Annotated in this window: 28 protein-coding genes; 15 read left to right on the plus strand and 13 right to left on the minus strand. The window is 65.0% G+C overall.

Annotated features, from left to right (window positions below):
* Positions 1-6: 6 nt before the first annotated feature.
* The 4 genes from X265_RS17575 to X265_RS17590 form a co-directional block, all read right to left on the minus strand.
* Positions 7-828, minus strand: a complete 822-nt coding sequence (locus tag X265_RS17575) for a GNAT family N-acetyltransferase (RefSeq protein ID WP_128965937.1) — start codon at positions 826-828, stop codon at positions 7-9.
* The gene (locus X265_RS17580; protein ID WP_128965938.1) at positions 815-1,852 is read right to left on the minus strand and encodes an NAD-dependent epimerase/dehydratase family protein; all 1,038 of its coding nucleotides are present in this window, start codon (positions 1,850-1,852) and stop codon (positions 815-817) included. The genes X265_RS17575 and X265_RS17580 overlap by 14 nt, the downstream gene beginning before the upstream one ends.
* Positions 1,853-1,866: 14 nt before the next feature.
* A complete protein-coding gene (locus X265_RS17585) occupies positions 1,867-2,637 on the minus strand; it encodes an ABC transporter permease (RefSeq protein WP_128965939.1) in 771 nt (256 codons plus the stop codon).
* An 82-nt stretch (positions 2,638-2,719) separates the two neighbouring features.
* Positions 2,720-3,367 (minus strand): TetR/AcrR family transcriptional regulator, encoded by a 648-nt coding sequence (locus X265_RS17590; protein WP_128965940.1) that lies wholly within the window; start codon positions 3,365-3,367, stop codon positions 2,720-2,722.
* A gap of 100 nt (positions 3,368-3,467) precedes the next feature.
* Between X265_RS17590 and X265_RS17595 the strand changes: the two genes are divergently transcribed.
* From X265_RS17595 to X265_RS17615, 5 genes are all read left to right on the plus strand, one after another.
* Positions 3,468-4,472, plus strand: coding sequence for an ABC transporter substrate-binding protein (locus tag X265_RS17595; protein WP_164938641.1), 1,005 nt, complete (start codon positions 3,468-3,470; stop codon positions 4,470-4,472).
* A gap of 374 nt (positions 4,473-4,846) precedes the next feature.
* A complete protein-coding gene (minC, locus tag X265_RS17600; RefSeq protein ID WP_128965942.1) occupies positions 4,847-5,545 on the plus strand; it encodes a septum site-determining protein MinC in 699 nt (232 codons plus the stop codon).
* 19 nt (positions 5,546-5,564) lie between these two features.
* Positions 5,565-6,380 (plus strand): septum site-determining protein MinD, encoded by an 816-nt coding sequence (gene minD / locus X265_RS17605; protein ID WP_128965943.1) that lies wholly within the window; start codon positions 5,565-5,567, stop codon positions 6,378-6,380.
* Positions 6,377-6,658, plus strand: coding sequence for a cell division topological specificity factor MinE (minE, locus tag X265_RS17610; RefSeq protein WP_063683855.1), 282 nt, complete (start codon positions 6,377-6,379; stop codon positions 6,656-6,658). The genes minD and minE overlap by 4 nt, the downstream gene beginning before the upstream one ends.
* A gap of 173 nt (positions 6,659-6,831) precedes the next feature.
* Positions 6,832-7,017, plus strand: a complete 186-nt coding sequence (locus X265_RS17615) for a hypothetical protein (RefSeq protein ID WP_128965944.1) — start codon at positions 6,832-6,834, stop codon at positions 7,015-7,017.
* An 18-nt stretch (positions 7,018-7,035) separates the two neighbouring features.
* Here the strand turns inward: X265_RS17615 and X265_RS17620 are convergent, their stop codons facing one another.
* Both X265_RS17620 and X265_RS17625 read right to left on the minus strand, forming a co-directional pair.
* A complete protein-coding gene (locus tag X265_RS17620; RefSeq protein ID WP_128965945.1) occupies positions 7,036-7,287 on the minus strand; it encodes a hypothetical protein in 252 nt (83 codons plus the stop codon).
* Between the two features lie 101 nt (positions 7,288-7,388).
* The gene (locus X265_RS17625; protein ID WP_128965946.1) at positions 7,389-7,781 is read right to left on the minus strand and encodes a hypothetical protein; all 393 of its coding nucleotides are present in this window, start codon (positions 7,779-7,781) and stop codon (positions 7,389-7,391) included.
* A 121-nt stretch (positions 7,782-7,902) separates the two neighbouring features.
* Between X265_RS17625 and X265_RS17630 the strand changes: the two genes are divergently transcribed.
* Positions 7,903-8,688 carry an SDR family NAD(P)-dependent oxidoreductase gene (locus X265_RS17630; protein WP_128965947.1) on the plus strand — a complete coding sequence of 262 codons (786 nt, stop codon included), beginning with the start codon at positions 7,903-7,905 and terminating at the stop codon, positions 8,686-8,688.
* Here X265_RS17630 and X265_RS17635 read toward each other — a convergent pair whose 3' ends face one another.
* Both X265_RS17635 and X265_RS17640 read right to left on the minus strand, forming a co-directional pair.
* Positions 8,689-8,919 (minus strand): DUF6894 family protein, encoded by a 231-nt coding sequence (locus X265_RS17635; protein WP_128965948.1) that lies wholly within the window; start codon positions 8,917-8,919, stop codon positions 8,689-8,691. It lies immediately after the preceding gene.
* Between the two features lie 383 nt (positions 8,920-9,302).
* Positions 9,303-10,364 (minus strand): hypothetical protein, encoded by a 1,062-nt coding sequence (locus X265_RS17640; RefSeq protein ID WP_128965949.1) that lies wholly within the window; start codon positions 10,362-10,364, stop codon positions 9,303-9,305.
* A 337-nt stretch (positions 10,365-10,701) separates the two neighbouring features.
* On the opposite strand from X265_RS17640, the gene X265_RS17645 reads away from it, so the two are divergent.
* On the plus strand, positions 10,702-11,298 hold the full coding sequence (locus X265_RS17645) for a L,D-transpeptidase (RefSeq protein ID WP_188637405.1): 597 nt from the start codon (positions 10,702-10,704) through the stop codon (positions 11,296-11,298).
* Positions 11,299-11,380: 82 nt separating this feature from the next.
* On the opposite strand, the gene X265_RS17650 is transcribed toward X265_RS17645, so the two are convergent.
* Positions 11,381-11,815 (minus strand): COG4315 family predicted lipoprotein, encoded by a 435-nt coding sequence (locus X265_RS17650; protein WP_128965951.1) that lies wholly within the window; start codon positions 11,813-11,815, stop codon positions 11,381-11,383.
* 166 nt (positions 11,816-11,981) lie between these two features.
* Positions 11,982-12,446, minus strand: coding sequence for a MarR family winged helix-turn-helix transcriptional regulator (locus X265_RS17655; RefSeq protein WP_128969320.1), 465 nt, complete (start codon positions 12,444-12,446; stop codon positions 11,982-11,984).
* Between the two features lie 102 nt (positions 12,447-12,548).
* Between X265_RS17655 and X265_RS17660 the strand changes: the two genes are divergently transcribed.
* From X265_RS17660 to X265_RS17680, 5 genes are all read left to right on the plus strand, one after another.
* Positions 12,549-14,471: an FAD-binding monooxygenase gene (locus tag X265_RS17660; RefSeq protein ID WP_164938642.1), complete on the plus strand. Its 1,923-nt coding sequence runs from the start codon at positions 12,549-12,551 to the stop codon at positions 14,469-14,471.
* 140 nt (positions 14,472-14,611) lie between these two features.
* The gene (locus X265_RS17665; protein ID WP_128965953.1) at positions 14,612-15,574 is read left to right on the plus strand and encodes an SH3 domain-containing protein; all 963 of its coding nucleotides are present in this window, start codon (positions 14,612-14,614) and stop codon (positions 15,572-15,574) included.
* A 170-nt stretch (positions 15,575-15,744) separates the two neighbouring features.
* Positions 15,745-16,023, plus strand: a complete 279-nt coding sequence (locus X265_RS17670; protein ID WP_128965954.1) for a hypothetical protein — start codon at positions 15,745-15,747, stop codon at positions 16,021-16,023.
* A 221-nt stretch (positions 16,024-16,244) separates the two neighbouring features.
* Entirely contained in the window at positions 16,245-16,424 is a 180-nt protein-coding gene (locus X265_RS17675) for a hypothetical protein (protein WP_128965955.1), read from the plus strand.
* A gap of 70 nt (positions 16,425-16,494) precedes the next feature.
* The gene (locus tag X265_RS17680) at positions 16,495-16,824 is read left to right on the plus strand and encodes a hypothetical protein (RefSeq protein ID WP_128965956.1); all 330 of its coding nucleotides are present in this window, start codon (positions 16,495-16,497) and stop codon (positions 16,822-16,824) included.
* Between the two features lie 45 nt (positions 16,825-16,869).
* On the opposite strand, the gene X265_RS17685 is transcribed toward X265_RS17680, so the two are convergent.
* The gene (locus X265_RS17685; RefSeq protein WP_128965957.1) at positions 16,870-17,214 is read right to left on the minus strand and encodes a DMT family transporter; all 345 of its coding nucleotides are present in this window, start codon (positions 17,212-17,214) and stop codon (positions 16,870-16,872) included.
* A 187-nt stretch (positions 17,215-17,401) separates the two neighbouring features.
* Positions 17,402-18,067, minus strand: coding sequence for an O-methyltransferase (locus tag X265_RS17690; RefSeq protein WP_128965958.1), 666 nt, complete (start codon positions 18,065-18,067; stop codon positions 17,402-17,404).
* Between the two features lie 91 nt (positions 18,068-18,158).
* On the opposite strand from X265_RS17690, the gene X265_RS17695 reads away from it, so the two are divergent.
* The 3 genes from X265_RS17695 (at position 18,159) to pdxY (ending at position 20,395) form a co-directional block, all read left to right on the plus strand.
* Positions 18,159-18,803, plus strand: a complete 645-nt coding sequence (locus X265_RS17695) for a TetR/AcrR family transcriptional regulator (RefSeq protein WP_128965959.1) — start codon at positions 18,159-18,161, stop codon at positions 18,801-18,803.
* A gap of 89 nt (positions 18,804-18,892) precedes the next feature.
* Positions 18,893-19,534, plus strand: coding sequence for an FMN-binding negative transcriptional regulator (locus X265_RS17700; protein WP_128965960.1), 642 nt, complete (start codon positions 18,893-18,895; stop codon positions 19,532-19,534).
* Positions 19,535-19,582: 48 nt separating this feature from the next.
* Positions 19,583-20,395 carry a pyridoxal kinase gene (gene pdxY, locus X265_RS17705; protein WP_128965961.1) on the plus strand — a complete coding sequence of 271 codons (813 nt, stop codon included), beginning with the start codon at positions 19,583-19,585 and terminating at the stop codon, positions 20,393-20,395.
* A 7-nt stretch (positions 20,396-20,402) separates the two neighbouring features.
* Here pdxY and X265_RS17710 read toward each other — a convergent pair whose 3' ends face one another.
* Positions 20,403-21,707 carry a M15 family metallopeptidase domain-containing protein gene (locus X265_RS17710; RefSeq protein WP_128965962.1) on the minus strand — a complete coding sequence of 435 codons (1,305 nt, stop codon included), beginning with the start codon at positions 21,705-21,707 and terminating at the stop codon, positions 20,403-20,405.
* Positions 21,708-21,895 lie beyond the last annotated feature (188 nt).

Below are 21,895 nucleotides of genomic sequence, written 5' to 3' on the forward strand. Positions count from 1 at the left end.
GGTGTCCTATCCGAATTCGGGGCCGGCGACGGCGAATGGCAATTCCTCGCCCGCTGAAGTGGCGGGGCCGAACCGCATGCGCTGGAACGGGCGCTCGATGGTCCAGCCAGATGCGGTCAATCCTTCGAGGAAGGCTTGCTGCGGGGCGACCGCGTCGAGCAGAAGAGGACCGGTCTCGGAGCGTACGATCGCATCGATCAGGGTCAGCGCTGCCGCGGCATTGTCGGCGAATAACGGGCCGACGTGACGGGCGGTCCGGCCATCGCGAACCAGCGCGATGGCTCCGTTCGCGGAGACGATGCGCGAGCCGGAGCGCTGAGCGAAAGCTGAGAGCAGAGCGGTGCGATCGAGCCCGGTGGCCCGCCGGTCGCGCGCGCGAAGCGCATCGATGCTCGCGGAGGACGATGGTGGCGCTTCGGCCCGCGCGGACTTCGCGAGCTTCAGCCGGCGCAACTGCAGCGTCGGCGTGAATCCGAGCGGGCCATAGACCGCGACGCCGTCAGGCGTCGCGTCGAGCCAGCTGGTCAGGCCGTTCTTGCGTGCCGTCTCCAGGCAGGCATCGACGAGGCGCGTCGCGAGGCCGCGCCGGCGGTGGCTTGATGTCACCAGCACCATGCTGATCCAGGCGTTGTTGCCGGAGTAGGGCAGCAGCGCGGCGGTTGCCACCAACAGCACGCCGGTGCGTATGCCGAAGACGATGCCGTCGCGCAGGAAGATGCGCCAATCCTCTTCGGTCTGGTTCCAGTGTGCTTCCGTCGACAGCACAAGCCCCGCCATCGCATCTTCGGGGCCGAGCTTGATGACGGCAGGTCGGTCAGTAGCGGCCATCGCGCACCTCGTATTTGGTCGGCTTGCCGAGGCTCGGCATGGCGCGGGAGACCCAGTCGGCGGTCCAGGCGATCAGCTGCTCGGTGTCCACCACGGGCAGACCGAATAGCTTCACGGCCTGCGAGGTATCCGTCAGCCACGCCGTCGGCTCTTCCTTGCCCGTCAGTACCGGCGCGCGGCCGAAGCGGTCGCCGAACTTTTGTGCGAGATCGCGAACGGCCAAAATCTCGTGGCCGCTGACATTGATCGGCGAAGTTGGCGCCGTGCAGTGCGCCAGACACCGCAGTGCCTGCGCGGACGCGTCGCCCTGCCAGATGAAATTGACATGGCCGAGGCTGACGTCGATCGGCGTGCCTGCGAGCACCTTTGTCGCGATGTCGTGCAGCACGCCGTAGCGCATGTCGATGGCGTAGTTGAGCCGGAACAGCCGGCCCGGCGTTCCGAACTTGTGCGAGAAATACTCGAACATGCGCTCGCGCCCCACGCAGGACTGGGCGTATTCGCCGGGCGGGTTCGGCGCCATCTCCTCGGGCGAGCCTGTGCCGTTGACCGGGACGAAAGGGTAGACGCAGCCGGTCGAGAACGCGACGATCCGCGACGATGGGAAGGCCTGGGCGACCAGCGCCGGCACATGCGCGTTCATCGCCCAGGTCAGCGACAGATCGCCCTCGGCGCCGAACTTGCGGCCGGCCATGAAGACGATGTTCGGCGCTTTCGGCAGCGTGTTGATCGCGGCCTCATCCAGCAGGTCGCAATTGATGGTCTCGATGCCACGCGCTTGCAGCCAGTGCTTGACGCTTGCGTCAGTGAAGCGGGCGACCCCGATGACGCGTCGTTGGGGCGCGGCCGCTTTCGCAAGACCTGCCAGCGTCGGGCCCATCTTGCCGGCGACGCCGAGGATCATGATGTCGCCCTCGACCTTGTTCAGACCGTCGATCAGCTCCTGCGTCGGCCGGCAGAGGAGATCGTCGAGGGCGGCGATGTCGGGGATGGTTTTCGGCAGCGTCTGGCGGGTGAGGAGCATCGATTGATCCTTGGTCAGGTTTGCCTGGCGTCGCCCACGACGAACATGCGTTCGAGGGCGAGCACCAGGCCGTAGAGGGCGACGCCCAGCAGGGTCAGCAGCACGACGGCCATCACCATCGCGGGCGTGTCGAGCGAGGATTGCACCTGGATCATGAGGTAGCCGAGCCCGCGTTCCGAGGCGATGAACTCGCCGACGATGGCGCCCGCGACCGCGAGGATGGCGCCGACCTTCATGCCGGAGAAGATGTAGGGCAGCGACCCCGGCAGCTGGATCTTGCGGAACAGGGTCCAGCGCGAGCCGCGCAACGATTTGACGAGATCGAGCAGATCGGGCTCGACCTCGCGCAGCCCCCGCGCGGTGGTGAGCAGGATCGGAAAAAAGCAGATGCTGAAGGCGATCAGGATGTTCGGCAGGATGCCGTAGGAGAACCAGACGATGAAGAGCGGGCCGAGCGCGACCTTCGGAATCATGTTCAAGGTCACGAACAGCGGCAGCAGGACGAGGCTGACGAGGGGGGCCCAGCTGAAGATCACCGCGAGCGCGACGCCGACGAAAGCGCCGAGCGCGAAGCCCCCGAGGATCTCGATTCCGGTCACCAGCGTATTGGCGCCCCAGGCATAGCTTGCGGTGCCCAGCGTCTGCACCGTCGCGAGCGGCGAGGGCAGGATGAATTTCGGCACGTGGAAGGCGTCAACCGCGACCTGCCAAAGCACGAGCACGGCGAGGTGCACGATCAGGACGATCGCAAAGCTGCGCGCCGGATTTGCTCCGCGAGCTGCCACCTGTTGCTCCTAATTGCCGCGGCTACCCTGCCACGTCGGCGAGCCTAACCGGCCTTGCGCCAAGTTTCAACCAGTTGGTTGATTACGGCCGGAGCGACTGCAGCACCAGATCGACGACATGGCGGCGGCGGGCGCGACGCGCGGTGCGGCTCGACAGGTCCTTGCCGAAGATTGCCGACAGCGTCGGCGTGTTGGAGAAGAAGAAATAACTGAGGCCCGCGATGGAGATGTAGAGCTGGACAGGGTCGATCCCGTTGCGGAACAGGCCCGAGCGCACGCCCTCGTGAAGGATGTGGGAGACGCTCTTGACCAGCGGCGAATGCATGGCCTCCAGCCGCGTCGAGCCGCGGACGTGGCGGGCACCGCCACGGTTCTCGTCGTTCAAAAGCACGATAAAATCAGGGTTCGCCGCCAGATGATCGAACGAGGCCTCGATCAGCCGGCGTATTGCCTTGTCGGGCGGCAGGCCCTCGAGATTGAGCCTGCGCTCCTGCTCGCGGATGTCCTCGTAGACCCATTCGAGCACGGCGAGGTAGAGCGCGTCCTTGTCGCCGAAATAGTGGTAGACCAACTGCTTGTTGACGCCGGCGCGCTCGGCGATCTCGTCTACGCGGGCGCCGGCAAAACCGTGCCGGGCAAATTCCAGGCGCGCCGCAGTGAGCAGTTTCTTGCGAGTAGCGACGGGGTCGCGCCGCTGCGGCGCGGTGTCGCCTGATCGTTTTGCCGACATTTCCAACCAAACAGTTGACAAGTTGAGGGCGGGCTTGTTGCATTGGTAGCCTCAGATGGGGAGAGCGACAAGCCGGGTCGCGGGATCGAGGAGAGATGCGATGAAGCATTTGCAGGCGGCTTTCGTGGCCCTGATGCTCGGTGTATCGGCACCGCCGGCGAGCGCGGGCGAGGCGGTCAACCTGATCCTGAACTGGACGCCGACGGCCGACCACTCTCCCTATTATTATGCCAAGGCGCAGGGCTGGTACGAGAAGGCCGGCATCGACCTCACCATCGAGACCGGCAAGGGCTCCGGCGTCTCCGCGGCCAAAGTGGGCTCGGGCGGCTCGCCATTCGGCGTCTCCGATCTCGCCACCATGCTGGTGGCGAGGGGCAAGGGCGCCGACGCGGTGGCTGTGATGAGCGTCTACGCCAACACCGGGCAGACGTTCTACTGGCTGAAGAGCTACGGCGTGAACGGCGTGAAGGATTTTGCCGGCCACAAGATAGGCAATCCGCCGGGCGACGCCTCGCGCGTGATGTGGCCAGCCTTTGCCAAGGCTGCAGGGCTTGCGCCTGACTCCGTCAGCTTCGTCAACATCGGGCCGACCGCGAAGATCGCCGCGCTGAAGAGCCACACCGTCGACATCATCAGCGACTTCTACAACGAGCATGATCTGAAGGTGATCGAGTTCGGGCAAGATCTCGGCTACATCAATTGGAAGGACATCGGCCTCAATCCTTACGGCAATTCGTTGATCGTCAACGGCGCCTATTTGCAGAAGAACCCGAAGCTGGTCGAGGCGTTCGTGCGCGTGACGCAGAAGGCCTTTGCGGCCTGCGTCGCCGACGTCACGCCCTGCCTGAAAGCGTTGCTCGACCAGGTCTCCGGCCTCGACAAGGAGAACCAGGAGCGCCAGTGGGAGCGCATCAAGGTCTTGATGACGGACGAGTTCACGACGACAAAGGCGCTGGGCTGGATCGACGGCGAGCGAATGAAGAAGGACTATGAGCTGGTCCAGACCTATCTAGGCATGGAGAAGCCGTTCGACGTGACGACGGCGTTCACGACAAACATGCTGGATCCCGCCATCAAGATGGATGCGAGCAAGGTGAAGAAGTAGGGGGCGCAACGCCACCGCTTCCTCATTCCGAGCGCAGCGAAGCAATCCAGAGTCTCTCCGCGGAGGCAGCCTGGATTGCTTCGCTGCGCTCGCAATGACGATTTGGATACAGCGAACACTTATCCATTCCCGTCAGCTTGAGGTGGCCGCTTCTTCAGCGGCCCTCGAAGGGCGACGGCCCGGCGGCAACTGGGCCGTACGTCCTCCGAGGTCCCCATCCGGCGCTTGGCGCCGGACGTCTCGCGCCTCAGGATGACAGGGCGAGAGAAGACTAGAGGCGGCCCATCCACGTAGCCCCACGGAGAAATTAACCGGCCATTAACCATATCGGCGCCATCGTTAACCATTCAATAACAGGGAACGAGTCGGCCGCCATGGAGGCCCTAGCAAAACCTCAACGCCAGATGGTGCGCCTGCGCGGTCGCTCCTATGTGGCTTTCGTGTTCGTGCCGACGGTCCCGATCCAGGACTGGCTGCTGGAGATCGACGCCACCATCGCCCGCTCGCCGGGCTTCTTTGCCGGCCGGCCCGTGGTGGTCGACCTGTCCTCGGTCGATCTCAGCCAGTCTGGCATCGGCCATCTGCTCACCAGCCTGCAGGACCGCAACATTCGCGTGCTCGGCATCGAGGGCGTGGAGGAGGGCCGGTTGACGCCATCCATGCCGCCGCTGCTCTCGGGCGGGCGGAGCTGCGTGGTCGAGCAGAGTGCCCCCAAGAAATCCGAGGCGAAGGCCGAGAGCAAGCCGACCTCGCTGCTGCTCGAGAGCCCCGTGCGCTCCGGGCAGACCGTGATCTTCCCCGACGGCGACGTCACCATTCTGGGCTCGGTCGGCTCCGGCGCCGAGGTCGTGGCCGGCGGCTCCATCCACATCTACGGCGCGCTCCGCGGCCGCGCCATGGCCGGTGTGAACGGTCACACGAGCGCGCGCATCTATTGCCAGAAGATCGAAGCCGAACTGCTTGCAATCGATGGGTTTTATCAGACTGCCGACGACATCGATTCCGCTCTTCGCGGCCGGCCGGCCCAGGCCTGGCTGCAGGGCAACACCATGCGAATTACCGCGCTGAACTGACCAGAAGGAGATATTTGAGATGGCCAAGGTACTGGTCGTGACATCAGGCAAGGGCGGGGTCGGCAAGACCACGACAACCGCCGCACTGGGAGCGGCGCTGGCGCAACGCGGCGACAAGGTCGTCGTCGTCGATTTCGACGTCGGCCTGCGCAATCTCGACCTCGTGATGGGCGCCGAACGCCGCGTGGTGTTCGACCTCATCAACGTGGTGCAGGGCGTGGCAAAGCTCCCGCAGGCGCTGATCAAGGACAAGCGTCTGGAGAATTTGTGGCTGCTGCCGGCCTCGCAAACCCGCGACAAGGACGCACTGACGGAAGAGGGCGTCGGCAAGGTCATCGCCGACCTGCGCAGCCGCTTCGACTGGGTGATCTGCGACAGCCCGGCCGGTATCGAGCGCGGCGCCTCGATGGCGATGCGCTTTGCGGACGAGGCCGTGATCGTCACCAATCCGGAAGTCTCCTCGGTGCGCGATTCCGACCGCATCATCGGCATGCTGGATTCCAAGACCGTGCGGGCCGAGAAGGGCGAACGGGTTGAAAAGCACATTCTCATCACCCGCTACGATCCCGCGCGCGCCGCTCGCGGCGAGATGCTGACCATCGACGACATCCTCGAAATCCTCGCAACGCCCTTGCTCGGGATCATCCCGGAGAGCCAGGACGTGCTGAAGGCCTCCAACGTCGGTACGCCGGTGACGCTGTCGAACGCCGAAGGCGCACCCGCCCGGGCCTATATCGACGCCGCTCGGCGGCTGTGCGGCGATACCGTGCCAATGCAGGTGCCGACCGAGCGTAAGGGCTTCATGGATCGTCTGCTGCGACGGAGGGCTGCATGAGCATGGGTCTGCTTCGGCTTCTCCGCGGCAACAAGGCCACTGCACCGGTCGCGCGCGAACGGTTGCAGATCCTGCTGGCCCATGAACGCGGAATGCGCGGTCAACCCGATCTGCTCGGGGTGCTGCGTGAGGAAATTCTCGCGGTCGTCTCCAAGCACGTCACGCTGGACCCGACCAAGGTCATCGTTCGGCTGGAACGGGGCGACGAAGTCTCGACCCTGGAGGTCGACATCGAGGTGCCAAACGACTTCGAGCGCAAGAAGGCGGCGGTGGCGTAGGAGACGCGGCCGACGATTTCAGTTTCGGGGTGGGTGAGAAGGCGGTCCGTTGGGCATGGCGGGCCGCCTTTGCATGTTGCCGTCTACGCCACGGAACGATATCCGGGGCTCAATCGTTGTGAGACACCCCGCGCGGGCGATGCCGCGCGGGAGCGTCAAACCGGAGAGCGCCCATGATGTCCGAGGTCCAGGTTCATACCGTCGCCCGGCAGATGCTGGAACAGCATGGTTTCGCTGCAATTGCGAGGGCCGCCGAGCAGGCTCAGCTCTGCGAGGGCCGCGGCGAGGCTGATGAGGCCAAGGAGTGGCGCCACATCGCCGACGCCATGAAGATCATGCGCGGGCCCGCCCATAGCTAGGGTGCGCTGGCAGACAACTTAGCGCTCCTCGTGATCGGTTCCCTGGGTGGCGGCCCGGTGCTGCGTTTGTGGCTGTGCACGCTCGCCAGTCTCCTTGCAGGGGAGCTGCTCCCACGAGCCGTCCGGGCCTTGCTGATAGGCGCTGCAGGATGGCGACGAGGTGGATTTGTCGTCGCTCCTCTGGGCGTCGTTGTTCCTCGCCACGGCCGGAGCGGTCAGCGCAGCACCGATCGCGAGAGCACCGGCGAAAACAAGATAGGCATTCCGCATGGGGTTCTCCTTTCAAAGAGGCCGCATGCTGGCGATGATTGTGACGATTATTTGCCGCCGCGCGGGTTCCGGCGCGGCAGCCTTAATGTCTGGAAAACCCGCTAGCCGCCCTTGCTGCGGATCAGGCCGGCGAGGCTGGTCTTCTGCTTTTCGCACCAATTGCTCATGCCGAGCCGGCGCTGGTCGAGATCGGTCATCTGGGTCGCGACCGCGACCTCTGCCATGATGTCGTCGGCCTGCTTCTCGCCCATCTTGCCGCCGGTGTGCATCCAGGCAATGGCCTTGCGCACCTGCTCGGTGGTGCCGTCGGGAAGCTGCATCTGCTGCGCCCTCTGCACCAGATCCTGGTAGGCGACGTCTGTACCAGGGCATTCGACCTTGGCGGCAAAGGCCTGCAAGACCATCGTCACATAGGTCGAGCGCGTGTGGTCGTCAGCCGCCTGGGCGGGAGCTGCGATCAGCAAAAGGCCTGCCATCAGCAAGGGGTAGCGCATCCTTGGGTCCTCCACGTTTTTTTGGGAGGCTAGCGCCCGGCGGGCCGCTCTGCAATGGTTGCCGGGGCGGATTGTCGCGCCTTCGTCGGGCGCGCCAAATTGAGCCTGGTCCGGAGGGGATATGAGCCTGTTCAGCATGCCATTCGATCCCGCGCGCGACAGGGCACTCGTCACCGGCGCCGGCAACGGTATCGGCCGCGCCATCGCGCTGGGTCTGGTCGGTGAGGGCGTGCGGACCTTGTTTGCCGATGTGAGTGCCGAGCGCGTCGCAGCGGCCGTCGCGGCGAGCAAGGCGCCCGAGTTGGCGCGGCCCTGGGTCGGCGATCTCGCCGGGCTGGATGGGTGTGACGCATTGCTTGCCGCCGCCGATGCCGAACTGGGCGAGGTCACGCATTTCGTGCACAGCGCCTCTCCGCCGCGGCGCGAGGCCGATCACGCGCTCGCGGTCGACCGCCGGACCTGGCAGGAGATGCATGCCGTCAATCTCGATGCCGGCTTTCATCTGGCGCGCGAGATCGCAAAACGGCTGATCGCAGCGAAGCGATCAGGCTCGTTCCTGTTTCTCACCTCGCTGCATGCGGGTACGCCGCGCAACCTGCCGCATTATTCGACGGCGAAGGCGGGGCTCGCGATGCTGGTGAAGGAGCTCGCGAAGACTTTCGGTCGTCACGGTATTCGCGTCAACGCGCTGGTGCCGGGCGCGATCGCGGCCGGCGGTTTCGTCGCGGATGCTTCGCTGGCGAAACACATTCCGCTCGGACGTCTCGGCGAGGCCAACGACCTCGTGCCGGTGGCACTCACCGTGCTGTCGAACAAGCTTTCAGGTTACGTCACCGGTGCGGCCTTCGTGGTCGACGGCGGATTGTCGCTGACGAACTGGTTCGAAGCGCCTGACCTGGACGATTAGCTAGCGCTGCCAGGCCGGCACGGGATCCAGCGGCGTGCGATAGACCTCGTTGTGATCGCGATCGGTGACGCGCACCGCGCAACCCTTCCGCTGCAACTCGGGCTTCACTTGCGACAGCTCGCTGGCCAGTTGGACGGCGCGATCGGAGGCAACCTCGATATCCTCGAGGATGATTCCGCCCTGGTTCTTGAACTCTTCACCAACCACGAGATCGAAGGAGTAGTAAGGCATCCGAATTCCCCCGGTGTGACGACCCAAAGTCTCGAAACAAGCCTTCAATGGAGTTCTTCAAGACATGATGGATCGTACCACTGAGTCGATCTCTATCCGATGAACGGACCGCGCAATCTCTGTGCTTATGGCGCAGAAATGATGTGCAACCGGAATGTGCTTTAAGATTTAATTAAACATATCGGCCTGATGATAAGGCATGGAATTGCAGCAGAACCGGGCTCCGGGAACCGGCAGCTGCAAGAGAAGGCCGGCGGCATAGATCCCGACGGCCTTTTCTCTTTGCGCGCGAGTTGCGCATCACCGTAGTTGCACGGACTCAACTGAACACATCGAGTCGGACAGCCTGCGTTCTCGCTTGATGCGAGTTTCTCGACGAAGCTCTAGTGCACCGGCATCGGCGGACGCACGACAGGTCCGTCATCATCGGCAACAGTTTGCGTCGTCGCAACCGGCGGCGCTGGCGGCGGCGGGACCGCAGTGGCTTGCGAAGGCGGCGGCGGAGGTGCGAGCGGCGGCGGCGAATAAGCCGGCATGTAGGTGTGCGACACGACCGGCTTCGGTTTGCGAACCGGCGGCGCCGGTGCCGGAGCGCGCGGCGACAGCGCAGACGCGCGTGCGGGCGAATTGACCGGTGGTCGCGCCTCAGCGACCGGCCTTGGCGCCGGCGGCTTCGCCATCTCGCGGATCATCTGCTCCTGACCGGCCTTCAACTCGGCGATGTTCGCCTTGAGCTGCTCGATCTGCTGCGCCATCGCGGCGATGTCGCGCGTCATGGCTTCCACCGCAGGCGCGGTATCGGTTTGTGTGGCTGTTGGCGACGCCGCGGCCGTGGTGACTGGCTCTGCGGGCGTGCCTGCAGTTTGAGGCGCGGCAGATTGATCGGCGATCTGATCCTGCGCGGCAGGCGGCGTGACCTGCGCGGCTGCGACGGGCGCGGTCTGTGACGTCGAAGGCAGCAGCGAGGCCAGGACCGGTGTCCATTCGGCGACCATCTGCTTGGCCGTGTCGCCGTGCTTCTCCCAGGCAATGGTGGCGGCGGCGCTGCCGCCGGCAAACAGGAAGGTGACGAATGCGCCACGCAGCCACTTGCCGGCGGCCGATCGCTTTGGCCGGCTGCGCTCATCGCTCGCAGTCACGCGCACGGCGGTGTCGACCGATGGCGCGGCAGCTTGCGGCTCTGCGACCGGAGTTAACTTCGGCTCGACCGGATTTAACTTCGGTTCGAAATGAGTTCTCGGCTCCGCTGCGAGTTTTGGCTCCGCTGCGAATTTCGGCTCCGGCCGCGCCGTGAGCTCCGGTGCGAGCGTTGGCGCCTCGCTACCGGCGCGCGAAGCCCTGATCACGTCGGGCGCAATCTGGATGGCGTCGTGCGGGTCGTTGTCCTTGACCGTGTCTTTCACGATCTCATCGACAATTTGCCGGCTGTTCAGCGTCGCGAGCATTGCAGCTCCCCTGAAGCATTGGTCGTTCGCATTGGCGCGAGCCGATCGGTTGAATGGCCCATCCAAGTCTGAGGCGGTTGGCCGATGGCGCACGAGTCCAGCCGGGTTTGACCAAAGCAAGGCGAGGCGATGGAGAGACTGCGACGTCTTCCGCCAGATGTGGTGATGGAACCGGATCGGCCGAACACGGGCACGTGTTCCACGCTGCCTTGTTTTAAGCACGATTTGGGCAGCATCTCGCGGTGCTGGGGGCGCTGCTATCCGCTATCGGGGGCCGGCGGTGCCAAGAGTTTCGATCGCAGTTTTCCTTGCCGCCTTGCTGCCGCTTGGCGGCTGCATGCAGGCGACGTTGTCGCCGTCGACCGACGCGAGCATGACGCCGCGCGATCGGCAATTGCTGGCCCATGCGCCTTACGCCCAGGCGAATGTGCCTGAGCAATATCTCCGTCACGTCGTCGATTATCCGCGCAAGGAGCAGCCGGGCACCATCCTGGTCGATACCGACGCGCGCTATCTCTACTACGTGCTGCCCGATGGCAAGGCGATCCGCTACGGCGTCGCGGTCGGCGAAGAGGCCATGGCCTTCTCGGGCGTTGCGCGCGTCGGCCGCATGGCGGAATGGCCGGATTGGGTGCCGACCGCCGAAATCCAGGCGCGGCTCGGGCCTTATCCGGCGCGCGTGCCCGGCGGCCCCGCCAATCCGCTGGGGGCGCGCGGCATCTATCTCTATGTCGGCAACAAGGACACGCTTTACCGCATCCACGGCACCAACCAGCCGGAATATATTGGCCAGGCGATCTCGTCGGGTTGCATCCGGATGCGTAACGAGGACGTCATCGACCTGTTCGACCGGGTGAAGCTCAACGCCACCGTCGTGGTCCTGCCGCCAGGGCAGAGCGCGCAGGTCGAGGCGGGACCGAGCTGGCGCGGGTGAAGCCCTTCGCGAGCGCTGCCGCTGCAGCCCAGGCCAAGCTCGCGGGTGCGCGCTACGGTGACGGACGCGCGCCGCTCCGGCCTTAATTTTCAGGTCGCGCGATGCGCCATTGCAGAGTTGTGGCGTTGCCATTGGCATCGCCGGGCGCCTTGTCGGCAGGCGATGTGTAGAGCGGCCGATAGCGGTACGCCCACATCTTGCTGCCATCGTTGCGGCTGATCACGGTGAAGTCGCCGACGGCCTTGGCGTCGACGGTCGCGGCCAGGGGAACCCAGCTCTCGGTGCACTTGCCGTTGCAGTTCGAGGTCTTGCCGTTGGTGTCGCGCTCGTAAGTGTAGAGCGTCATGCCTTTGAGATCGACCAGCTTGGGACCCTGCTTGGTCAGGACCACCTTCGCCGGCGCGGTCGTTGCCTCGGGCTTGGGCGGAGGAGGGGCGTCGCCGCCGCCATGGCCGTTGGCAAGCACAGGAACGGTCGAGAGCGCGATGGCCGCGGCCGCGATGGTGAACCTGAACATCCTGATCTCCCGAACCGGCAAAGTTAATGGCGCGTTAAGCGCAGAATGTTGCCGACCCTAACAGCCGAAGGTTAGCTCCAGGTTACGCGGATCCGCGACAAAATACCGATAGAAATACGGAGGCCGGCTTCTTGATGCGAAGCAGGACCCATATTCCCGAAGCGCTCTAAGCCTCCGCCTGGCGCAGCGGGGCACGGCTGAGCTCATTGCCGGCCGCGATCGCCTTGCGGAGCAGCCGCATCAATTCCTCGCCCTCCCTGGCATTGAGACCCCGCAGCATGATGCGCTGGGCGGACTCCACCGCCGGCGTGATGTTGCGCAGCGTGCGGCGGCCCTCGTCGGTGATTTCGAGCTCTCTTGCGCGCCGATCGCGCGGACTGGCGCGGCGCTCGATCAGACCTTTCTGCACCAGACGGTCGATCACGCCGGTGATGGTGGTGCGGTCGTAGGCGATCAGGCCTGCGAGGGTCACCTGGTCGAGTCCCGGATTGGCCTTGATGGTCGCAAGCGCTGCGTATTGCACCGGAGTGAGGTCGAAGCCGGCGTCGCCGACCTCGGCCAGGAACACTGCGACCGCGATCTGCTGGAAGCGCCGCGCCAGATGGCCGGGCATGTCGATGTTGTCTTTCACCGAATTCTCCTTCGCGATGCGGACGGTGCCGATCATTGACAAGTATACTGATAGTCAGCATACTGAGCAATATCGAACAACGCGTCAGCGGGGGAGGTGCTCATGCAATTCCATCTCAATGGATTCCAGCCGGGCGATCCCGAGATTGCCGATCCCGCCGAGCGCATTCCGGCGCCCGGTGCTTTGGGCGCTGTCCCCGACGAGGTCGACGTCCTCATCGTCGGCTGTGGCCCCGCCGGTTTGACGCTGGCCGCCCAGCTCGCGCAATTCGGCGACATCAAGACCTGCATTGTCGACCAGAAGCCGGGCCGTCTCCTGGTCGGCCAGGCCGACGGCATCGCCTGCCGCACCATGGAGATGTTCCACGCCTTTGGCTTCAGCGAGCGGGTGCTGAAGGAAGCCTATTGGGTCAACGAGACGACGTTCTGGAAGCCGGACGAGCGGGCGCCGGAGAAGATCGTCCGCAGCGGCAGGGTGCAGGACGTCGAGGACGGCCTGTCGGAATTTCCGCACGTCATCCTCAACCAGGCGCGCGTTCATGACGGCTTTCTCGACCTCATGCGCAAATCACCGGCCAAGCTCGAGCCCTATTACGGAAGGCGCCTGATCGACCTCCAGATCGATGCGGCCGCAGGTCCCGCCGATCACGCCGTGACCGTGCGCCTCGAACGCGTCGATGGCACTGATGAGGGCAAGGTCGAGACCATCAAGGCGCGCTATGTCGTCGGTTGCGACGGCGCGCGCAGCACGGTGCGCAAGTCGATCGGCCGCGAGCTGCACGGCGATTCCGCCAACCACGCCTGGGGCGTGATGGACGTGCTGGCGGTGACCGACTTTCCCGATATCCGCTTCAAGACGCTGATCCAGTCGGCGAAGGACGGCAGCCTTCTCATCATCCCGCGCGAAGGCGGCTACATGGTCCGCATCTATGTCGAGCTGGCCAAGCTCGACGTCGGCGAGCGCGTCGCCAACCGCAACATCACGGCCGACGACGTGATTGCGAAGGCGCAGCGGATCCTGAAGCCTTATACACTCGAGGTGAAGGAGATCGCCTGGTGGTCGGTCTACGAGATCGGTCAGCGCCTGACAGACAAGTTCGACGACGTGCCGGAATCCGAGATCGCAACGCGGCAGCCGCGCATCTTCATCGCCGGCGATGCCTGCCATACGCACAGTCCCAAGGCCGGGCAGGGCATGAACGTCTCGATGCAGGACGCCTTCAATCTCGGCTGGAAGCTCGCCGCCGTGCTGCGGAAGCAGTCTGCGCCGAGCCTGCTGCATTCCTATTCGGCGGAGCGGCAGGCGGTGGCGAAGGAGCTGATCGACTTCGATCGCGAATGGGCCGGCATCCTGGCCTCCGCGGCCAAGGCCGGCGGCGCCGACGCGGCGAAGACGCAGGACTATTTCGTCAGGCACGGCCGCTACACCGCGGGCACCGCGACGCATTACGCGCCGTCGATCCTGACCGGCGCGGCGTCGCATCAGCATCTCGCGCCAGGTTTCGTCATCGGCAAACGATTCCACTCCGCGCCCGTGATCCGGCTCGGAGATGCCAAGCCGGTGCATCTTGGCCACGCGGGGACGGCCGACGGGCGTTTCCGCATCTACGCGTTTTCGCCTGCCGAGAATCCCGCGTCGTCGAGCTCGGCCATTCGCGCCTTGTGCAATTTCCTCGCCGAAGCCAGGGAATCGCCGATCCTGCGATACACGCCTGCGAGCTCCGACATCGATAGTGTCATCGATCTGCGCGCGGTGTTTCAGCAGGATCATCGTGAGATCGAGCTCGAGAAGATGCCGTCTCTGCTGCTCCCGAGCAAGGGCCGCTACGGCTTGTCCGACTACGAGAAGATGTTTTGCCCGGATCTCAAGAGCGGCCACGACGTTTTCACGATGCGCGGTATCGATCGGAAGGTCGGCTGCATGGTCGTGGTGCGGCCGGATCAATATGTGGCCCAGGTGCTGCCGCTCGAGGATTTTACGGCGCTGACAGCCTATTTCGACGCCTTCATGCTGCGGGTGAAGTGAGCCTTTGCTCCGCCGATGAATGGCGGATGAATATTGAACCACGCGCCGCATCCTGTCTCAATCTTTAGGCTGAAGCGATGATCGTGAGCGGAACGCTTTATTCCGCTCGCGCGTTCCGCCTCCCAAAGGAGGACTTCGCCATGAGACTGAGAACCGCTTTAGTTGCAGCATTGCTGCTCACCCCGACGGCCGCATTGGCCGCGCCGGGTATCGTCACCGTCTCCACCGGTCTGCGCGCCGGGCCGGGACCGGGCTTTCCGCTGGTCGATCGCATTCCCGAGGGCGCTCGCGTCAACATTCATGGTTGCCTGCGCGGCGATGCCTGGTGCGATGTGAGCTTCTCCGATGATCGCGGCTGGGTGTCTTCGCAATACCTCGAATATCTCTATCGCAACCACTATGTCTACCTGCCCGACTATGCCGATGAGATCGACGTGCCGGTCGTTCCTTTCGTACTGAGCTCGTACTGGTCGAGCTATTACGAGGGCCGTCCCTGGTATCGTCGCCACGCCTACTGGAATAGCTACTGGACGTCCCACGAACGCTTCGCGACGCGGATGACGATCGACCCGCACGCTGCCCGGATCGGTCGTGCGGCCACGCGTGACGCGGCGGTCGCGCTCGACCGCGAAGGCATCCACGGCAAGGGCAATGTCACCGGCGCTGCCGCGATCTCCGGCCGAGATGCCACGGTTTCGCGGCGCGATGCGGCCATCGCAAAGCGCGACGCCGCAGCGACAGCCGACCGGACGGGAGCCCGGCCAGGCGAACGCATCGCGCATGAGCGTAGCGCCGTCCAGACGCGCAATCCCCGTGATGCGCAGGCGCGCATGATGCACGAGCCGACCTCGGCCCGGGCCGCGGTACACGCGCAGCCGATGGCACGGGCGCATGAGGCGCCACGAATGTCTGCCGCGCCGGCGGCCCGGCCTGCGATGCCGCATATGGCCCAGCCGAACGTCAGCCGTGGTGCGCCGATGAATGCGCATGCGCAGATGCCGGCACCGCGCGCGGCCGCACCTGCGATGCCGCATCCGGCGGGCGGTGGCGGCGCTCCGCACATCAACGCCGCCCCGCATGGCGGCGGGCCACAGAAGCACTAGCGACGCTGAAAAGCCCGGCCTTCGTGCCGGGCTTTTTGCTGGCAACTGGCTTCGGTTCCGTGCGCGTAAAATTTAAGAAGGTTCTTCGCTGGCAGATTTCATTGATCGTAAGATGTCTACCCAAAGCTGTAAGCATTCCACTCGGGGCAGCGGGGCACGGGAGGATGAAGATGAGACAGAGCCAGGCGGAGTCGCGCCGCCAGAATGTTGCGAAGCGTTCGATGACCAAAGAGGCCAAGCAGCTGGCCAGCCTGATTGCCGGCTTGCGCAAGTCTCTCGAGGGCATCCACAAGGAGCGGACGAGCAAGAAACTCTCCGGCGCCGAGATGGGCCTGCTCGATGAGCGTCGCAACAATTTGTTGCTCACCATTGCCGCTCTCGACGACCGCCTGTCGGCCGTGCAGGGCCTGATTGATCTCGGCCGGCCACATGTGATCCGCGTCCACTGAGCGGATCCCCCGAGCGCTATCGGTTCCGTCGCGGCGGCGATGGGCCGGAGCCCGGCTGGCGGTTTCTGCGCGGTCTTCGGATCTCTATCACATTCGGCGGTTCGTCCGGACGCTGCGCGGGTAGGCAGCGAACGGCACCAAATTGCCACGCTCCCGGCGAATTGCCGCCAAAGCCCGCTGCCACGACGAGAGCGGGTGCAGGGCAACGCAGGGGATGCGAATTGGCCTATAAAATGGTCGCAGAACGCGACAATGAGAAGTACAGTTTTGCCCGCGAGAGCCGGTTGCTCATCGTGGCGAAGGCGAAAGTTTGGGCCAGCGAAGGCTGGCGGGTCGTCATCACCGATCAGGACGGCAAGGCCTATGCGCCGCCGGAGTTCGATCAGTTGCTGGCGGCGTGATCGCAAGACGGGCTTGGGGACGATAGTGAGATCGCTTATCCGACGGGGGCACGAAGTTGTCGCGCCTCTGATGATTCTCGGGACCATTGCTGCAGCAGGCGTCGTACTGACGGCGCCGCCTGCCTCCGCGCAAAATCTCGACGCCGGCAAGTCGCCCGAAAAGCTCTTCGCGGATGGCTGCGCGAGTTGCCATCGCAGCCCGCGGGGGCTGGCGAAGGGGCGCTACAGCCTGACGCTGTCCTGGTTTCTCCAGGACCATTATTCGGCCGGCCCCGACACCGCCAAGGCACTCGCTGCGTACCTGGTGTCGGTCGATACGCCGCCGCCAAATGCTCCGGCGAAGTCTGGCGCAAAATCCAGATCCAAGCCGCATCCGCCCAAGCCGGTACAAGGTCAGTAGCACCGATTTCGGCTAGCCGCGTAGACGTGGCGAAGCTTGCCGACCTCAATGCGCCGTCGTTTGCGAGAACAGGTTGATGACCACGACGCCTGATACGATCAGGGCGATGCCGACGAAGGCCGCGGCGTCCAGCATCTGGCGGAACAGCACGAAGGAGACGGTGGCGGTCAGGATGATGCCGACGCCGCCCCAGATCGCATAGGCGATGCTCAGCGGGATGACGCGGATCGCGACCGACAGCGCATAGAACGAGGCGACATAGAACAGCACCATCGCCAGCGTCGGCCAGGGCCGGGTGAACTGGGCGGATTGCTGCAGGAAGGCGGACGCCGTCACCTCCAAGACGATGGCGAGGGCAAGCGCGGCATAAGAGGTGAAAGCGGACGGCATGGAGCTCTCGGGCGTGGCGCGCGAAAGAACCCGCGCGGTTCGTAGATTCAGCACGCGACATGGCCTTGCCGGCTATCACGCCCGAGTGACGACGCTGCGACAGGGGAGAACCCTGATCATTCCAGGGGCGAAACGGTGAAGCCGCCTCGCGGCGGCTCCGAAGGGTCGCGAGGGGTTCGACCTGGTCCTAATTGATCCGGACGGAAAGCTCGACGTCGTCGGCGAAGGGCGTGGACATGTAACCGGAGCCGGGATCGCGGACGCGCGCCAGGTAGTCGGGGCTGAAGTCCGCATTGTCGGCGACGATGATCGCGCCTGGCTTCAGGCGATCTTCGACCAGATCGAGGATATCAGGGTAGAGCGCCTTGGCGCCGTCGAGCAGGATGAGATCGATCTGATCCGGCAGAGCGGTGCTCAGCGTCTTCAGCGCATCGCCTTCGCGGATTTCGACGAGATCCATCAGCCCGCCGGCCGCCAGGTTTTCGCGGGCCCGCGCCGCCTTGGCCGGCTCGAACTCGCTGGTGATGAGGCGGCCACCGCCATTGTCGCGCAAGCCTGCGGCGAGGTGCAGGGTCGAGATACCGAAGGAGGTGCCGAACTCGACGATCGCCTTCGCGCGCGAGCTGCGCGCTAGCATGTAGAGCAACTGGCCGGTCTCGCGCGAGACCGCGAGCGGCGCGTCCTTCAGGCGTGCGTAGAGGTCGCGGTAATCGGTTTTGCTTCGCATCATCCGCGCGCGGTCAGCGTCGCTCAAATCGGCGACGGCAGCTTGCGTTGCGCCATCTGCTGCTTCGGCCTGGTCGAACAGGCGATCCAGCAGCGGCGCAAGCGAGGTGATTGTGGGGGTGATCATGGGCGTCTCCAGAGTCCAAAGCGCGTGCTTGCGCAGGAGCTGAAATACGACTAATTCGTCGCATTTCCTATTCGCATTCCCCGGACGCGCCATGGCCGATCGTCGAACTCGTTCAGTTTCCTCACGAAAACAGCCGCAGCAGGCCCGCTCCAACGAACTGGTGGCCGCCATTCTGGATGCGGCTGTTCAGGTCTTGGCGAAGGAGGGCGCGCAACGCTTCACCACCGCGCGCGTTGCGGAGCGAGCCGGGGTGAGCGTCGGATCGCTCTACCAATATTTTCCGAACAAGGCGGCGATCCTGTTCCGCCTGCAGAGCGATGAATGGCGCAGCACGAGCGAGCTCCTGCGCGGCATTCTCGCGGATCGAACGAAGCCACCGCCGGCGCGGCTGCGCGCGCTGGTTCACGCTTTCGTTCGCTCCGAATGTGAGGAAGCCGCGATCCGTGGCGCGCTGAGCGACGCGGCGCCGCTCTATCGTGACGCGCCCGAGGCGCAGGAGGCGCGGGCGGCCGGCGAGGGCATCATCGCAGTCTTCATGGGCGAGGCACTGCCGGAGGTCCCGGATGCGACACGCGAGCTTGCCGGCGAGCTGATCAAGACGACGTTGGCATCGGTGGGAAAACGGTTCTCCGAGACGCCGCGCAGCGAGGCGGAGATCATGCGCCACGCCGAGGGGCTAGCCGACATGTTCTGCGCCTATCTCGATGAGCTGGTCCGCCGCGGCGGGCATTCCTGACCTGTGCATTTGCGGCTCGATATCGTTTCGGAATCGGCGGCAGCATAGATTAGCATTGCATCGCCTTCGTCCGGATCGAGTACGGCACCATGCATATCCTTCGCCCCCAGTTTCGCATCGAGGAGCAGCGCGCGCTGGAATTTGCGCGCCGGCGCGGCTTCGGCGTGATCGTCACGGCAGATGCGACAGGCCCGCGCGCTTCGCACGTACCCTTCGTGCTGTCCGAGCGCGACGGGCATGCGATCGTGCAGATCCATTTCACGGCAAGAAATCCGCTGGTCGAGCTTGCCGACGGCGTCAGGCGGTTCCTGCTGGTCGTCGCGGGCGACGATGCCTACATCTCCAACGACTGGTACGCCTCGCCAGACAACGTCTCGACCTGGCTTTATGAAGCCGTGCATCTGTCGGGTGTGGCGCATCTGCGCGGTCACGAGGAGAATCGCGGCCATGGTGATGCGCTGCTTGCCGTCGCCGAGTCGCGGCTGCCGAAAGAGCCGTGGACTCTTGCGCAGATGGAGGCAGGCAAGCGCGAAAGCATGCTGGCCGCAATCCGCGTCGCCGAAATCGTGGTCGACCAGATCGAAGGGCAAGCCAAGCTCAATCAGCACAAGGGCGATGCCGACCATGTCGCGGTTGCAAATCAGCTGGCACGATCGGAGGAGACGGGACACCGGCGTTTGGCGCGGAAGATGCAGGCGCTGCGGCCGGGGCTCGGCTACGACATCTCGTGATCCCCGCTAGGCTTGCCCCGCGTCACGATTGGTTTTACGGACCTCTGCATGCTGGTCATCTCCATTCAAAGCCAGGTGGTCCACGGCCATGTCGGCAACAGCGCGGCGGTCCACGCCATTCAGGCGGAGGGCGTAAATGTCGCCGCTGTGCCCACCACACTGCTGTCGAACCATCCGCGCTACCCGACCTTGCGCGGGCGGGTGCTCGATGCCGGGTTCGTCGCGGATCTGCTTACCGGCGTCGAAGAGCGGGATCTTGTCGATGAAGCCGCTGTGCTCGTTACCGGCTATCTCGGCTCGCCTGACAACGCCGTCGTGGTCGCTGATTTCGTCGAGCGCGCGCTGTCGCGCAATTCGAAGCTCATCTATCTCTGCGATCCCGTCATCGGGGATGACGGCCGCATCTATGTCGCCGACGGCATTCTCGACCTGGTGCGGCACCGCCTGTTGCCGGCGGCACACCTGGTCACGCCGAACCAGTTCGAGCTCGAGATGCTCTCCGGCGTCACGATCGCGGACACGGACAGCTTGCGCGCCGCGGCGGCCGGGCTTGCTGGGCACCGGCGGATCGATGTCGTCGCCACCGGCTGCGCGCTGGCCGATACGCCGGCAGGGCAGGTGGAGACGATCCTGTGCGCGGATGGGCAATTGTCACGATTTGCAACGCCGCGGCTGCCGATCCGCCCCTACGGCACCGGCGACCTGCTCACCGCTCTGATTGCGGCGCATCTTGCCAAGGGGGCGGCGATCGAGGCGGCGGTGCGGCTTGCGGCCGAGACGATCTTCGCGGTGCTCGTTCGCACGCAGCAGGCTGGATCGGCCGAGATGTGCCTGGTGCCGTTGCCGGCATCGGGCAGGTAAGCCTGGATCAGGTCGTCCGCTTCGCAGCCGACTGCGCCGACTTCTGCGGCTTTGCCAAGCTCTTCTGCAGCCGGGCGGCCTGCGCCTTCGACGGCTTGGCGCTGGCGACTACGCGAGCCTTCTTTGGTTTGACGTTGGCGGCTTCCTTGCGGTCGGTCGCAAGGCCGCGCTTGGAGATGTATTCCTGGCCGTCGATGGGGCCGACATGCGGCGGATCCCGGCCGAGATAGGGCCGGCCGATGCCAAGCGCCTTGGCGTTGGCGTCCACCCATTTCCACAGCACTTCCGTGGAGGCCCAGCGCTGCGCGCGGTTATCGCCCTTGATGCTGACGATGTCGGCTGCCATGCCGTGACCGTAGCCGCCGCGAGAGCTGCCGCCATGATAGGAGCGATCGGAGGCCGCCTTCAAGCCGCTCGCGATCGACTGCCGGTAATCGTCGCGGAACGCGCTGGTGATGCCCGGCGACAGGCCGGCAGCCTCGGCGGCGAGCAGCGTGCGAAACAGCTTCTGCTTGAAGCTCTTGTCCATTCCGCCGATGACGTAGTCCATCAGCGGCATGTTGGCGTGCTCGGCCGCCTTCGGATCCTTCCAGGCAAAATCCTCGTCGACGAGTTTTGTGTAGCTGCGCATCACCGTGACCATCTTGCCCTTGCGCTTGATGGTGACGGCACGGCGGTCCTCGACCTTGATCGAGTCTTCCTTCGGCGTGCGCTGATAGAGTGTCCAGAGATAGCGGTCGATGCAGGCATCCATGGAGAAGCATTCGTCGAGCACGGCGACGGTGTCGGCGGGTGGCGATGCCTTGCTCTCGACCGCGGGGCCGGTTGCAAGCGCTGCGGGCGACAGCGTTTCCGACGGCACGACATCGCCGGGATCGGCGGACGCGAGCTTGACGGGAGGCGCGGGCGCGGGCTCAGCCTCGGCCTCGCTGGCCGCGGCTGCAGGTTCAGGTGCAATCTGAGGGGCGGGGGCGGCCGGCGGCACGATGTCGGTCGGATCCGCCGAGGCGAGCTGGACGGCGGGGACGGGCACTTCGGGCGGTGGCGCTTCGATGATCGCCACGCTCGGCGTCGCAGCCGCGGCGGCGGCGATGTCAGCGGTCAGCGCGATGCCATCGTCTATGGTCGCTGCGCGCGGGATGTCGGCGAGGTCGAGACGCGTGAGGTCTTTCGCGCGGGAGACCGCGGTTGCGTTGGCTCCGCTGTTTTCGATCAGAGCCGGGGCGTAGGCAGAGAGGGAGAGCGCCAGCCAGCCGACCATCACGGCCGAGGGGCATGAGACCGCCACAAGAAGAGACCGCCGATCATTCATGATCCCTGCCTCCAAGGTTCGCCAGCGAACCAGATTGCACAGCCAAGCACGCGGCGCGTCAATTGTTCGGAGGATGATATGGCGGCGCAATGGCGCAAATTCCCCGGAATGGGCTTTTCGAGCCAGTGTTGCCCCAATACAACGCCGGTTCCCGCTGGATAGCTGTACCGGCGCACGCGGCAACCTTG

The organism is Bradyrhizobium guangdongense, from assembly GCF_004114975.1.
GTDB classification, from domain to species: domain Bacteria; phylum Pseudomonadota; class Alphaproteobacteria; order Rhizobiales; family Xanthobacteraceae; genus Bradyrhizobium; species Bradyrhizobium guangdongense.